Below are 14,248 nucleotides of genomic sequence, written 5' to 3' on the forward strand. Positions count from 1 at the left end.
TTTTAAACTATAAGCTTATGCAATACTACAATCAAAATACGCTAATATACCTTAATGGTAAATTCGTGAAAGCGACAGAAGCTGGAATTGACCTATTCGGACAGTCTTTACATTATGGCTATGGTGCATTCGAAGGATTAAGAGCATATAGCACACACAATGGTACTAGAATCTTTAAAGCAGAGGCACATTTCGATAGATTACAAAAATCATGTGAAGCCATCCAACTTCCCTACACTTGGAATAACCGACAGTTGATAGAAAGTACCTATGAACTATTGGAAGTTAACAACCTGAGATCAGCTTATATTAGACCCTTAGTATATTCAGGCTCCAACATGCACTTAACAAGCTCTGAGGAAGCTCACATAATGATAGCAGCTTGGGAATGGGGCCCTTATTTAGGGCACAATTTATTGCGTGTTAATTTATCCGAATTTGAGAGACCAAATCCTAAGTCTTTTCATATTGAAGCGAAGATATCAGGTCAATATATCAACTCCATATTAGCAAGCTCTGACGCCTTAAAAAAGGGTTTTGATGAAGCACTACTTTTAGATCAAGAAGGCTATGTGGCACAAGCATCAAGTGAAAATTTATTTATAGAAAAAGATTTCAAAATATATACGCCACCGTTAGGCAATATCTTCCCAGGTATCACCCGTCAAACCGTTATTGACATCTGTAAACAACTGGGATTTGATATCATAGAAAAGAAATTAACAATTGAAGATATCTATAGTGCTGACAGTGCTTTCCTTAGTGGGACAGCAGCAGAAATAATTGGTATCCAACAGGTAGATCATATCATCTACAAAGAAGACTGGGAAAATACAATAGGATCATCTATTCAAAAGAAATACAAAAATTTAGTTTTAGAGCAAGAGAATTATGAAGTCATCATCTGATAACGAAAAAGGAATTAACAAGTACAGCAAAATCTTCACACAAGACGAGACTCAACCAGCAGCAAAAGCAATGCTATATGGAATCGGATTGACAGATGCAGATATGGAAAAAGCCCAAGTTGGTATCGCTAGTATGGGCTACGATGGCAATACGTGTAATATGCACTTAAATGATTTGGCACAAGTGGTAAAAAAAGGTACTTGGGCGAATGATTTAGTAGGCTTAACATTTGGAACTATTGGTGTCAGTGATGGTATGAGCAATGGAACCGATGGTATGCGTTATTCTCTTGTATCACGTGATGTGATCGCAGACAGTATAGAGACAATCTGCGGCGGTCAATATTATGATGCTTTGATTGCAATCCCTGGTTGTGACAAAAATATGCCTGGCGCTGTAATGGCAATGGCTCGCCTTGATAGACCTGCTATCATGGTATATGGGGGAACAATCGCTCCAGGTCATTATAAAGGTGAAGAATTAAATATTGTTTCTGCATTTGAGGCATTAGGCCAAAAAATTTGTGGCAACATGTCTGAAGAAGATTTTCAAGGTGTGATCAAACACACTTGTCCTGGTCCAGGTGCTTGCGGGGGTATGTATACCGCAAATACGATGGCTTCAGCTATCGAAGCATTAGGTATGAGCTTACCATACTCTTCTTCTCACCCAGCAATCTCTAAAGAAAAAGAACAAGAATGTCTAGATGCGGGTAAATACATCCGTATTCTATTAGAAAATGATATTAAACCTTCAGATATTATGACACGCAAAGCATTTGAAAATGCTTTACGTATAATCATCATTCTTGGAGGTAGTACCAATGCGGTATTACACTTTATCGCTATCGGTAAATCAATAGGCGTAGATATCACTCAAGATGATTTCCAACGCATGTCTGACGAAACGCCAGTATTGGCAGATTTCAAACCTTCAGGCAAATACTTGATGCAAGACTTACAACAATTCGGCGGTACTCCTGCTGTAATGCGCTATTTGTTAGACAATGGGTTGATCCATGGTGACTGTTTGACTGTTACTGGAAAAACTGTAGCCGAAAACTTAGCTGATGTAAAATCTATTATCGATTATAACCAACCTATCATCAAACCTTTAGCAGAACCTATCAAAGCAACAGGTCACTTACAAATATTGTATGGAAACTTAGCCGAAAAAGGATCTGTAGCAAAAATATCAGGTAAAGAAGGAGAACGTTTTGTAGGTCCAGCACGTGTATTCGATGGGGAGCAAGATCTAGTTGTAGGTATCGCTTCAGGACGTATCAAACAAGGTGACGTAATCGTTATCAAAAATGAAGGACCTATCGGTGCACCAGGGATGCCTGAAATGCTTAAACCTACCTCTCTTATCATTGGTGCTGGCTTAGGTAAATCAGTAGCTTTGATTACCGACGGACGTTTCTCCGGAGGTACGCATGGTTTCGTAGTAGGACACATCACACCTGAAGCATACAAAGGTGGTCTTATTGGACTAGTAGAAGATGACGATATTATCGAAATCGACGCTGTCAATAATACGATTACATTGAATGTAGCAGATGATGTGATTGCTGAACGTCGTTCAAGATGGACTCAACCAGCATTAAAAGTGAAAAAAGGTGTATTATACAAATACGCGAAAACAGTATCAGATGCATCTGAAGGATGTGTAACTGATTTATAAGAAGACAACAAAATAATAAAACGATATACTAATTCGAATTAAGAACGGAAAAGATGAGTACATTGGAAACAACGGAAAAAGAGCCTATACAGACGATTGCTGCAAACACGCAGATATCGGGTTCTCAAGCTGTATTGGAAGCTTTAATCCACGAGGGCGTAGATACCGTATTTGGATACCCTGGAGGCGCTATCATGCCTATTTATGACGCTTTATATGACTACAATGAAAAAATTAAACATATACTAGTCCGTCATGAGCAAGGTGGTATTCACGCTGCTCAAGGCTTTGCGCGTACTTCAGGACGTGTAGGCGTTGCTTTTGCAACATCTGGTCCCGGAGCTACCAACCTAGTGACAGGCTTAGCTGACGCTATGATCGACAGTAATCCTATCGTCTGTATCACGGGTCAAGTGTTTGCTTCTTTACTAGGAACAGATGCTTTCCAAGAGACAGACGTGATCAACATCACGAGTCCAATTACAAAATGGAATTACCAAGTAACAGATGCTACAGAAATACCTGCAGTATTAGCGAAGGCTTTTTATATTGCACGTACTGGACGACCAGGGCCAGTATTAATCGATATTACTAAAAATGCCCAAATACAATTATTTGAGTATTTAGGTTATGAACCATGTAATCATGTACGTAGCTACCGTCCTAGTCCGATCGTTCGTAAAGAATATATTGAAGAAGCTGCAAAACTTATTAATGCCGCGAAAAAACCATTCGTTATATTTGGTCAAGGTATTATCTTAGGTAAAGCAGAACAAGAGTTTAAGCAATTCATTGAAAAAGGAGGCTTCCCTTCAGCTACTACTGTAATGGGCTTATCTGCCTTGGAGACAGATCACCATTTACATGTAGGTATGTTGGGGATGCATGGTAATTATGCGCCCAATGTCATGACCAATGATTGTGATGTTCTTATCGCTATAGGTATGCGTTTTGATGACCGCGTTACGGGTAGACTAGATAAATATGCCAAACAGGCAAAAGTGATCCATTTGGACATTGATCCTGCAGAAATAGACAAAAATGTTAAATCTACAGTACCTGTTTGGGGTGATTGTAAAGAAACATTACCCTTGTTGACGCAAGCTATTGAAGCTAATGACCACTCTGCATGGCTACAACAATTCCGTGATTTAGAAAAAGAAGAAGTAAAAGAAGTAATACACAAAGAACTAAACCCTTCAGGTGATATGATGACCATGGGTGAAGTAGTACGTGTATTGAATGAATTGACAGGTGGCAATGCAGTTATCGTTACTGACGTAGGTCAGCATCAAATGGTAGCTTGTCGCTATGCTAAATTCAACACATCCAAATCTAATGTTACCTCTGGAGGATTGGGGACCATGGGTTTTGGTTTACCTGCAGCTATCGGTGCTTGGTACGGAGCGCCTGAGCGCGACGTAATCGCAATAATCGGTGACGGTGGTTTCCAGATGACATTACAAGAGTTAGGAACTATTATGCAATTTGGCGCTAAGGTTAAAATATTGATCCTAAACAACCAATTCTTAGGCATGGTACGTCAATGGCAAGAGCTGTTCAATGAAAGACGTTATTCATTTGTAAATATCACCAGTCCTGACTTTGTTGCATTAGCAAAATCTTACTACATCGATGGAAATAAAATATCGGAGCGTAGTGATTTAGAATTAGCGGTAAAAACTATGCTTGATCACGATGGCGCTTACTTATTGGAAGTAATGGTAGGAAAAGAGAATAATGTATTCCCTATGGTTGCACAGGGTACTTCGGTATCAGAAATACGATTAAAATAAAATGGAAAAGCAAGAATTTACCATTACACTATATACAGAGAATTCTATCGGTATGATAGGACGTATCTCTAATATTTTTTCAAGACGTAAAATCAATATCGAAAGCTTAAACACTTCGCCCTCTGAGGTAGAAGGTATCCACCGTTTTACTATTGTTGTTACAGAAACAGAAGAAGTTTTACGTAAAATATGTCTTCAGATCGAAAAACAAATCGATGTATTGAAAGCATATTATAATACAAATGATGAATTGATCTGGCAAGAGCAAGCTTTGTACAAAGTTCCTGCAGAAGTAATCGCGGAGAAAGTCCAAGTAGAACGCTTACTACGTCAATACGGTGCTAATGCAGTCGTAATCCGTAATGATTATATTGTATTCGAAACAGCTGGTCACCGCGAAGAAATCGATCGCTTGACAGAAGAATTGACACAATACGGCCTTATCGAATTTGTGCGTGGTGCACGTATCGCTATCATAAAAGCTAGTGCTGGTTTCCACTCCAAATTGAAGAAATTTGAACAAAGAGAGCCTTCATTAGAAATCGTTGAAAATGAATTCTTAGATCAACAGGACAAAGTATTTACGATGTAATTATGGAACAGGTATTTAAATTTATTATCGATGCGCGCAAAGCTTTCATCAAAGAGATTGAGAGTCTTTCATTAGCGCAATTGAATGAAATTCCGGAAGGCTTCAATAACAATATCATTTGGAATTTTGGCCATATCGTGGTGACTACTCCTATCCTTTGCTATGTAAGATCTGGTATTTGGGCTGACGCTACAGCAGTAAAATATGCTTCGGCATATGCTAAAGGCACCAAGCCGACTTATTTCGTAAGCCAAGAGGAAGTGGAAGAGCTTAAACAATTAGCGATTTCATCGATCGAAAGTATCCAAGCGGATTACAAAGCGGGCAAATTAGATGTCATCAATCCTTTTGAAACGAGTACTTTTGGTGCCCTTTTGAATAGTATTGAGGAGATTATCATTACCACTGCAGGGCATGACAATACGCATTTAGGATACGTAACGGCACAAAAAAGAATAATCAACAAATAAAAACTAAAAGAAAAGAATAAATATTAAAACAATGGCAAATTATTTCAACACATTACCTCTTAGAGAGCAATTAAACCAATTAGGTGTAGCAGAATTTATGGACTCAGCAGAATTTGCTGATGGTGTAAATGCTTTAAAAGGTAAAAAAATCGTAATCGTAGGTGCTGGTGCTCAAGGTTTGAACCAAGGTTTGAACTTAAGAGATAGCGGTTTAGATGTATCTTATGCTTTACGTAAAGAAGCTATTGAACAAAAAAGAGATTCTTGGAAAAATGCTACGGACAACAACTTCACTGTAGGTACTTATGATGAATTGATCCCTACTGCTGATTTAGTTATCAATTTGACACCAGATAAACAACATACTTCAGTAGTTAATGCGGTAATGCCATTGATGAAACAAGGCGCTACATTATCATATTCACACGGTTTCAACATCGTAGAAGAAGGAATGCAAATCCGTAAAGATATCACCGTAATCATGGTTGCACCTAAGTGCCCAGGATCTGAGGTACGTGCAGAATACTTACGTGGCTTTGGTGTTCCTACATTAATCGCTGTTCACCCAGAGAATGATCCTCAAGGTAAAGGATGGGCTGAAGCAAAAGCATACTGTGTAGGTACTGGTGGTCACCACGCGGGTGTATTGAAATCATCTTTCGTAGCAGAGGTAAAATCTGACTTAATGGGTGAGCAAACAATCCTTTGTGGTTTGTTACAAACAGGTTCTATCCTTTCTTTCGACAAAATGGTTGAAAAAGGTATCGACGCTGGATACGCTTCAAAATTAGTACAATACGGTGTTGAAGTAATCACTGAAGCATTGAAGCATGGTGGTGTATCTGGTATGTTGGACCGTTTGAGCAACCCTGCAAAAGTTAAAGCTTTCGAATTATCGGAAGAATTGAAAGATATTATGCGTCCATTATTCCAAAAACACCAAGACGATATCATGTCGGGTGAGTTTTCAAAAACAATGATGGAAGATTGGGCTAACGGTGATGCCAACTTATTAAAATGGAGAGCAGAAACTGGCGAAACAGCATTCGAAAAAACACCTGCTGGCGATGTTAAAATCTCCGAGCAAGAATATTTTGACAACTACGTATTGATGGTTGCTTTCGTAAGAGCTGGTGTTGAATTAGCATTCGAGACAATGGTAGAAGCAGGTATCAAACCAGAGTCAGCGTACTACGAGTCATTACACGAAACACCACTTATCGCAAACACTATCGCACGTAAGAAATTGTTCGAAATGAACCGTGTTATTTCGGATACTGCAGAATACGGATGTTACTTATTCGATCAAGCATGTAAGCCTTTATTGACAGACTTCATGAAAAAAATCGACACTGATGTAGTAGGTAAAAAATTCAACGAAGGTAAAGATGATGCTGTAGATAACGTGAAATTAGTACAAATCAACGAAATCTTACGTAATCACGAAGTAGAAATCGTAGGCCGCAAATTGCGTAAAGCAATGACTGCGATGAAGACGATAAAAACAGTTTAATATTCGTAATTTTGAGAATTACAAAAAGGGATAAAGCACCTAAGTAGGGCTTTATCCCTTTCGAAATTACTTTTAAGATTTAAAGAGAGAAATGGGAAAAACATTAGTAGAAAAAATTTGGGATGCACATGTCGTCAAGCGTGCAGAAGGATTTCCGGATATTTTATATATCGATACACACTTAATCCATGAAGTGACTTCTCCACAAGCATTTGATGGTTTACGCAAAAGAGGTCTTCCTGTATTTCGCCCCAACCAAACGGTGGCAACAGCAGATCATAATGTTCCTACACTAGATCAACACCTTCCTATTAAAGAAGAATTATCACGCTACCAAGTAGATATGTTGTCCAAAAACACCAAAGAATTCGGCATCGAGTTATATGGTTTAGGACATCAGTACCAAGGTATCGTACATGTTATAGGTCCCGAATTGGGGATCACTTTACCGGGTAAAACTATGGTTTGTGGTGATAGCCATACCTCAACACATGGTGCATTCGGTGCCATCGCTTTTGGTATTGGCACATCACAAGTAGAGCAGGTATTTGCAGCCCAATGTATCTTGCAGTCAAAGCCAAAAATGATGAAAATCGAGGTTAATGGCGAGTTACAAAAAGGTGTAGGTGCCAAAGATATTATCCTTTACGTTATCTCTAAAATCACGGCTGCAGGTGGTACCGGCTACTTCGTAGAATTTGCAGGATCTGCTATCCGCTCCTTATCGATGGAAGGACGTATGACCGTATGTAATATGAGTATCGAGATGGGTGCACGTGGTGGATTGATTGCGCCTGATGAGACTACATTTGAGTATATCAAAGGTCGCGAATTTGCTCCTAAAGGGGACAAATGGGATGAAGCATTAGCTTACTGGAAGACTTTATATTCGGATGATGACGCTGAGTTTGATGCTGTATTGACATACGACGCAGCAGATATACAGCCCATGATTACCTATGGTACTAACCCAGGAATGGGTATCGGTGTATCACAGACTATTCCTGCAACAGCAGATCAACCAGAAAGTGAAAAACCATCGTACCAAAAAGCATTAGACTATATGGGTTTTGCTGATGGGGAGTCGATCTTAAATAAACCTGTGGACTATGTATTCATCGGTTCATGTACAAACTCGCGTATCGAAGATTTACGTGAAGTAGCAGCATTCGTTGCTGGTAAACAAAAAGCAGAAGGTGTAGAAGTATGGATAGTGCCAGGCTCTAAACAAGTAGAAGCACAAGCTATAAAAGAAGGCATCGACAAAATATTCGAAACAGCAGGATTCCAATTGCGCGAACCAGGATGTTCGGCATGCCTAGGCATGAACGAAGATAAAATCCCTGCGGGCAAATATTGTGTATCTACATCAAATAGAAACTTTGAAGGCCGTCAGGGACCCAATGCACGCACGATGTTGGTAAGTCCATTGACAGCAGCAGCTGCAGCAATAACAGGTAAAGTTGTTGACGTTAGAGAATTTATATAATAAGTAACGAAATAATATGAGAAAACTACCAATAATACTAGCGGCCGCGACCTTGTTTACAAGCTGTGCAAGTCAAACTTTAATTAAATCAAACCCTGAGGGAGCAAAAGTTTTTATTCAAGATGCATATGTGGGTGTGACACCTTTTGCATACTCAGACACCAAAATTGTTGGAAGTACAACAAACATTAGATTAGAAAAGGAAGGCTATTCTCCTCTTGTCACTACTTTTTCGAGAAATGAAAAAGCTGATGTAGGAGCTATTATTGGTGGAGTATTTGTATTATTTCCATTCTTATGGACAATGAAATATGACAAAGAGCGGATGTATGACTTGCAGCCAATAGCTGGAGGAAGTACTAAAGCATCTGATACAACTATTTCAAACAATTCAACATTAAAGGAAAAACTAGAAGAACTAAAAAAACTCTTTGATGATAAGCTTATTACTAAAGAAGAATACGAAAAACAAAAAGAAGCACTTTTGAATAAATATGCTTTATAATTTGTTTTTCACTTTTTACTTTTTACATAATCAAAATGTGTCAAATTTGCCAAACAGTAACAGCAACGGAAAATAAAGTAATAGATCGTGTAGCACAAAATGCCTCTAATATCTTTAGCCAACGTACATTGGAGAAAGATTATCGTACGTTGATATCTGCCCTTAAACCTGGTTTACGGGTGTTGGATATCGGCTGTGGCACTGGCGCTATTACCAAAGATATTGCACATATTGTTGGTTCTACAGGTTATGTTGTAGGCATTGATAACACAGCTTCATTCATTAGCGAAGGAAAAAGTCTATTTGCAGGTATTCAAAATCTAGAATTAGTACATGCTGATTTGTTGGATTTCGTAAGCAAAGAGAAATTTGATCTCATCATTTCAGCACGTACTTTCCAATGGATATCAACTATTGATAAAGCTATTGACAAAGTAAAATCATTGCTGAAACCTCAGGGCCAGTTATCTATATTGGATTATAACCATGAGATGATCAACTGGAATCCTAAGCCTCCGGTGAGCATGCTACATTTCTATAATATGTTTTTGATGTGGCGCAAAGATGCAGGCATGAACAATCGAATCGCTTTTGATATGATTGACATCCTTGAAGAGCACGGTTTTGACCAAGTGGAAGTATTCAACGCTGACGAACATTATGAGCGTCATTTTCCTGGTCATCTGGAAAATATCAAAATATGGTCCAAAGTAGCCAATTCAAAGCAGATGGTAGACGAAGGATACATCAGTGATGCAGCACGATTAGATGCCATAAAAGACTATAATGAATGGGCCGAAAGTGAGGCTATCAGTATGACACTAAAGCTTAGAGAAGTAAGGGCTATATTAAATTCATAAGTTTAGATTCAAATAAAATAGAAATTATATTCAATGAAAAAATTTGAAAAATTAAGTTCAAGTGTAGTTCCACTACCCATTGAAAATATCGATACCGATCAAATCATCCCTGCGCGTTTCTTAAAATCAACGACGCGTGATGGCTTTGGTAACAATTTATTCCGCGATTGGAGATTTGATAGCGACAATCAGCCCAAAGCTGACTTCGTCATGAATGACCCTAAATATAAAGGACAAATATTAGTTGCCGGTAAAAACTTCGGCTGTGGATCATCGCGCGAGCACGCTGCTTGGGCGCTTGAAGACTATGGCTTTACTGTAGTGATAAGTTCTTTCTTTGCTGATATTTTTAAAGGTAATGCCCTTAACAATGGTGTATTGCCAATAACTGTACCTGATGAATTCTTAGAGAAAATATTTGCGGTAGTTTTTGAAGATCCAAATACAGAGATCGCTGTCGATTTAGAAGCACAAATAGTAACTATTGTTGCTACAGGTGACACTTTCGAATTTGAAATTAATCCATACAAAAAATCATGTATGATCAATGGCTATGACGATATCGATTTTATCTTAAGCCATAAAGCAGAAATTGAAAAATTCGAGCAAACAAGACCATATTCATTTTACAGATAAATAGAAAATAATGTCATTCCTCCTATCGTCGGAATGATATAGAAAAAGAACAATGACAGAACCAGTCGTCCATATCGATAAATTAACAGTTCAATACCCAAATAATGTGGTGTTGCACAACCTTTGTTGGACTATCCATCCGGGGCAAAATTATCTTATCGGCGGCAGGTCTGGTTCTGGCAAAACTACTTTAGCAAAAGCTATTGCTGGATTAATACCTTCAAATGGAGCTATTAAAATAAATTTTGACAGCACAAAAAGCATTCCCGCTAAAGTTGTATATATTTCGAACTGGTTTCAGTTTACCAATTTAGAAGGCGACCGCAACTTCTATTACCAACAGCGGTACAATCACCACCAAGGGCATGATACCCTGACGGTGAAAGCAGAATTAGAACACTTTGGCGCCAAAGAGAAACTAAACTTCTCGGTCATCGAAGAACGAATTAAAGAATTTGGCTTTGAAGATTTTCAAAACGCACAATTGATTGAACTTTCTAGTGGTGAGCACAAAAAACTGCAGTTGATTCGCGGTTTATGGGCCAAGCCACAGCTGTTAATCATCGACGAGCCCTACACAGGCTTAGATAAAAAGTCACGAACAGTACTCAATAATTGGTTGGATGACTTAGTAAATGAAGGTGTACAGCTAATTTTGATTAGCAACGACACACTTTTACCACAATCCATCAACAGTTATGCACATATTGTGGAAAACGTCGTGGAGAATGTGAATTCATCCGCGGAATTACTTCAAGATAAAAAACGTCAAAAAAAAGAACTACCTTCATTTTTGAAAGAAGTTCCACAAACAGATTATACAACCGTTGCCGAATTAAACAACATATTTGTACGCTACGGCGACAAAGAAGTATTGAAAGATGTTTCATGGAAGATCAATGTCGGCGAAAAGTGGCTATTGCAGGGCGCTAATGGCTCTGGAAAATCTACGCTCTTGAGCTTAATCAATGGGGACCATCCACAAGCATATGGCCACGACTTATCCTTATTTGGCCATAAAAGAGGTTCGGGAGAAAGTATCTGGGACATTAAGAAAAAAATTGGGATTATATCACCCGAAATGCATTGGTATTTTGACCAGAACGCAACAGTATGGCATACCCTTGCTTCCGGATTTTACGATAGTATCGGCTGGTTTGTCGATGTAAAATTCACGGAGAAACAACAAATTGAAGCATTGTTAGATTTTTTTGACCTTACAGCACACAAAGATCAACTGCTTCATACCTTACCGCTAGGAAAACAACGCTTAGCATTATTGGCAAGAACGATCATCAAGAACCCTCCTTTGTTGGTACTCGACGAACCTTGCCAAGGCTTGGATAGTGAACAAGCACAATATTTCAATGATGTAGTAGACGAATTAGCTGCATTTGGTAAGACCCTTATCTATGTAGGGCATTACGAAAGTCAGATTCCGAATTGCATCGAACATAGAATTGTATTAGAGAAGGGCACTGTAAAGGCCATAGAAAATATATTAGAAAGCGTAGAATAACAGATGAAAAAAAATATTCTAATCATTCCAGGTGATGGAATTGGACAAGAAGTTACCACTTGGGGAAAGCAAGCATTACAAACTATTGCTCAAAAATATAACCATGAGTTTATTTTTGATGAAGCGATTATGGGACATACAGCTATAGAGGCTACGGGCAATCCATTGCCTGATGAGACATTAGAAAAAGCTAAAGCTGCAGACGCTATCCTATTTGGTGCTATTGGTCATGCCAAATATGACAATGATCCTTCAGCAAAAGTACGTCCTGAGCAAGGTTTATTGAAAATACGTAAGGAATTAGGCCTATACGCTAACTTGCGTCCTATTTTATTATTTGACGAATTATTAGATGCGTCAAGCTTAAAACCTGAAGTATTACGTGGAACAGATATCTTGTTCTTCCGTGAATTGACTGGTGATGTTTATTTTGGCGAGAAAAAACGCAATGAAGACAACACATTCGCTTCGGATTTGATGAACTACCACCGCTACGAAGTAGAGCGTATCGCACGCAAAGCATATGAAGCAGCACGTACGCGTGGCAAGAAATTATGCTCTGTAGATAAAGCAAATGTATTGGAGACATCTCGCTTGTGGAGAGAAGTAGTTCAAGAATTGGCTAAAGAATATAGCGATGTAGAAACAGAGCACATGTTTATCGATAATGCAGCCATGCAATTGGTGAAAAATCCAAAGAAATTTGATGTCGTATTGACGGCGAATTTATTTGGTGATATCTTAACAGATGAAGCTTCACAAATAGCAGGATCGATGGGGATGTTAGCATCTGCTTCTATCGGTGATAGTACAGGATTTTTTGAGCCTATCCACGGTTCGGCACACGATATAGCAGGGCAAAATAAAGCCAATCCTTTGGCTTCAATCTTATCTGCTGCTTTATTATTAGATATCGCTTTTGGCCTACAAGAAGAAGCTAAAGCATTAACTACCGCTGTCGCTGATACGTTGAAAGCAGGCTGGAGAACGGGCGATATTGCAAATGCCGAAACTGCTACAGACATGATTTTAGGAACCAACGAAATGGGTGCTAAAGTATTAGAGTTTATTAAATAAGAAAAAATCAAGGTATAAACATAAAATAATTAAACTATGTTACACGATCCTAATCACTTATATATTTTCGACACTACACTACGCGATGGTGAGCAAGTACCAGGATGTCAATTAACGACACCTGAGAAAATCGAAATTGCTAAAGATTTAGAACGTTTAGGGGTAGATGTTATTGAAGCAGGTTTCCCTGTTTCTAGCCCTGGCGATTTTCAATCTGTAGTCGAATTATCTAAAGCCGTGAATGATGTTATTATCTGTGCCTTGACACGTGCTAATAAAAATGATATCGACGTCGCTGCAGAAGCCCTAAAATATGCAAAAAGACCACGTATACATACAGGTATAGGTGCCTCTGACTTACATATTCAATACAAATTCAGTAGTACTCGCGAAGAAATTCTAGAAAGAGCTGTTGCTGCTGTTAAACATGCAAAATCTTATGTAGAGGATGTAGAGTTCTATGCTGAAGATGCAGGACGTGCTGATTTAGCATATTTGGCACAAATGGTCGAAGCTGTAATTGCTGCAGGTGCTACTGTTGTGAATATTCCCGATACTAACGGTTACTGTTTACCAGATCAATACGGTTCTAAAATAAAATACTTGAAAGAGCATGTTAAAAATATCGATCAAGCAATTATTTCGGCCCACTGTCACAATGATTTAGGTTTAGCGACAGCAAACTCTATTGCTGCAGTACAAAATGGTGCACGTCAAATCGAATGTACAATCAACGGTATTGGTGAACGTGCAGGTAACACTTCATTAGAAGAGGTAGCTATGATATTGAAAGTACACAACCAAGCTTTTGGTGGCCTAAAATCGAATATTGATAGTAAAATGTTCACGTATATGTCACGCAAAATTGCAGACATGATGAATATGCCTGTACAACCTAATAAAGCTATTGTAGGTCGCAATGCTTTCGCACATAGCTCGGGTATCCATCAAGATGGTTTCTTGAAACACCGTGAAACATACGAGATCATCCGTCCAGAAGATGTCGGTTTGGATGAAGCTGATATTATCTTGACAGCACGTTCGGGTCGTCATGCCTTAAAGCATCACTTAGAACGTTTGGGATACACTCTAGAAAAAGAAGCTTTAGCGGATGCCTATACTCGTTTCTTAACAATAGCGGATGCAAAAAAAGATATTACTGATGAAGATTTATTGACATTAGTAAAATAATATATTCG

General features: G+C 38.6%; 13 protein-coding genes. All 13 read left to right on the plus strand.

Going from position 1 to position 14,248, the window contains the following annotated elements:
- The first annotated feature begins 17 nt into the window (after window positions 1-17).
- The 13 genes from IP023_RS06145 (at window position 18) to IP023_RS06205 (ending at window position 14,240) form a co-directional block, all read left to right on the plus strand.
- Complete coding sequence (locus IP023_RS06145; protein WP_241789383.1) at window positions 18-908, plus strand: branched-chain amino acid transaminase; 891 nt, start codon at window positions 18-20, stop codon at window positions 906-908.
- On the plus strand, window positions 892-2,592 hold the full coding sequence (gene ilvD / locus IP023_RS06150) for a dihydroxy-acid dehydratase (protein ID WP_241789384.1): 1,701 nt from the start codon (window positions 892-894) through the stop codon (window positions 2,590-2,592). Before IP023_RS06145 ends, ilvD begins: the two co-directional genes overlap by 17 nt.
- 53 nt (window positions 2,593-2,645) lie before the next feature.
- A complete protein-coding gene (ilvB, locus tag IP023_RS06155; RefSeq protein WP_241789385.1) occupies window positions 2,646-4,388 on the plus strand; it encodes a biosynthetic-type acetolactate synthase large subunit in 1,743 nt (580 codons plus the stop codon).
- Between the two features lies 1 nt (window position 4,389).
- A complete protein-coding gene (gene ilvN, locus IP023_RS06160; protein ID WP_241789386.1) occupies window positions 4,390-4,980 on the plus strand; it encodes an acetolactate synthase small subunit in 591 nt (196 codons plus the stop codon).
- Between the two features lie 2 nt (window positions 4,981-4,982).
- On the plus strand, window positions 4,983-5,450 hold the full coding sequence (locus IP023_RS06165) for a DinB family protein (protein ID WP_241789387.1): 468 nt from the start codon (window positions 4,983-4,985) through the stop codon (window positions 5,448-5,450).
- A gap of 31 nt (window positions 5,451-5,481) precedes the next feature.
- On the plus strand, window positions 5,482-6,963 hold the full coding sequence (gene ilvC, locus IP023_RS06170; RefSeq protein WP_241789388.1) for a ketol-acid reductoisomerase: 1,482 nt from the start codon (window positions 5,482-5,484) through the stop codon (window positions 6,961-6,963).
- 91 nt (window positions 6,964-7,054) lie between these two features.
- Window positions 7,055-8,452 (plus strand): 3-isopropylmalate dehydratase large subunit, encoded by a 1,398-nt coding sequence (leuC, locus tag IP023_RS06175; RefSeq protein WP_241789389.1) that lies wholly within the window; start codon window positions 7,055-7,057, stop codon window positions 8,450-8,452.
- Between the two features lie 16 nt (window positions 8,453-8,468).
- Window positions 8,469-8,957 carry a PEGA domain-containing protein gene (locus IP023_RS06180; protein ID WP_241789390.1) on the plus strand — a complete coding sequence of 163 codons (489 nt, stop codon included), beginning with the start codon at window positions 8,469-8,471 and terminating at the stop codon, window positions 8,955-8,957.
- Between the two features lie 35 nt (window positions 8,958-8,992).
- The gene (locus tag IP023_RS06185) at window positions 8,993-9,817 is read left to right on the plus strand and encodes a class I SAM-dependent methyltransferase (RefSeq protein WP_241789391.1); all 825 of its coding nucleotides are present in this window, start codon (window positions 8,993-8,995) and stop codon (window positions 9,815-9,817) included.
- Between the two features lie 33 nt (window positions 9,818-9,850).
- The gene (leuD, locus tag IP023_RS06190; RefSeq protein WP_241789392.1) at window positions 9,851-10,453 is read left to right on the plus strand and encodes a 3-isopropylmalate dehydratase small subunit; all 603 of its coding nucleotides are present in this window, start codon (window positions 9,851-9,853) and stop codon (window positions 10,451-10,453) included.
- Between the two features lie 52 nt (window positions 10,454-10,505).
- Complete coding sequence (locus IP023_RS06195) at window positions 10,506-11,972, plus strand: ATP-binding cassette domain-containing protein (RefSeq protein WP_241789393.1); 1,467 nt, start codon at window positions 10,506-10,508, stop codon at window positions 11,970-11,972.
- A 3-nt stretch (window positions 11,973-11,975) separates the two neighbouring features.
- Window positions 11,976-13,049: a 3-isopropylmalate dehydrogenase gene (gene leuB, locus IP023_RS06200; RefSeq protein ID WP_241789394.1), complete on the plus strand. Its 1,074-nt coding sequence runs from the start codon at window positions 11,976-11,978 to the stop codon at window positions 13,047-13,049.
- Window positions 13,050-13,085: 36 nt separating this feature from the next.
- On the plus strand, window positions 13,086-14,240 hold the full coding sequence (locus IP023_RS06205; protein WP_241789395.1) for a 2-isopropylmalate synthase: 1,155 nt from the start codon (window positions 13,086-13,088) through the stop codon (window positions 14,238-14,240).
- Window positions 14,241-14,248 lie beyond the last annotated feature (8 nt).

It is taken from the genome of Sphingobacterium rhinopitheci (assembly GCF_022627575.1).
GTDB classification, from domain to species: Bacteria; Bacteroidota; Bacteroidia; order Sphingobacteriales; family Sphingobacteriaceae; genus Sphingobacterium; species Sphingobacterium rhinopitheci.

Bases quoted from the DNA above. Each gene is read 5' to 3' on its own strand.
- IP023_RS06145 (WP_241789383.1), top strand. From the start codon at position 18: ATGCAATACTACAATCAAAATACGCTAATATACCTTAATGGTAAATTC.
- ilvD (WP_241789384.1), top strand. From the start codon at position 892: ATGAAGTCATCATCTGATAACGAAAAAGGAATTAACAAGTACAGCAAA.
- ilvB (WP_241789385.1), top strand. From the start codon at position 2,646: ATGAGTACATTGGAAACAACGGAAAAAGAGCCTATACAGACGATTGCT.
- ilvN (WP_241789386.1), top strand. From the start codon at position 4,390: ATGGAAAAGCAAGAATTTACCATTACACTATATACAGAGAATTCTATC.
- IP023_RS06165 (WP_241789387.1), top strand. From the start codon at position 4,983: ATGGAACAGGTATTTAAATTTATTATCGATGCGCGCAAAGCTTTCATC.
- ilvC (WP_241789388.1), top strand. From the start codon at position 5,482: ATGGCAAATTATTTCAACACATTACCTCTTAGAGAGCAATTAAACCAA.
- leuC (WP_241789389.1), top strand. From the start codon at position 7,055: ATGGGAAAAACATTAGTAGAAAAAATTTGGGATGCACATGTCGTCAAG.
- IP023_RS06180 (WP_241789390.1), top strand. From the start codon at position 8,469: ATGAGAAAACTACCAATAATACTAGCGGCCGCGACCTTGTTTACAAGC.
- IP023_RS06185 (WP_241789391.1), top strand. From the start codon at position 8,993: ATGTGTCAAATTTGCCAAACAGTAACAGCAACGGAAAATAAAGTAATA.
- leuD (WP_241789392.1), top strand. From the start codon at position 9,851: ATGAAAAAATTTGAAAAATTAAGTTCAAGTGTAGTTCCACTACCCATT.
- IP023_RS06195 (WP_241789393.1), top strand. From the start codon at position 10,506: ATGACAGAACCAGTCGTCCATATCGATAAATTAACAGTTCAATACCCA.
- leuB (WP_241789394.1), top strand. From the start codon at position 11,976: ATGAAAAAAAATATTCTAATCATTCCAGGTGATGGAATTGGACAAGAA.
- IP023_RS06205 (WP_241789395.1), top strand. From the start codon at position 13,086: ATGTTACACGATCCTAATCACTTATATATTTTCGACACTACACTACGC.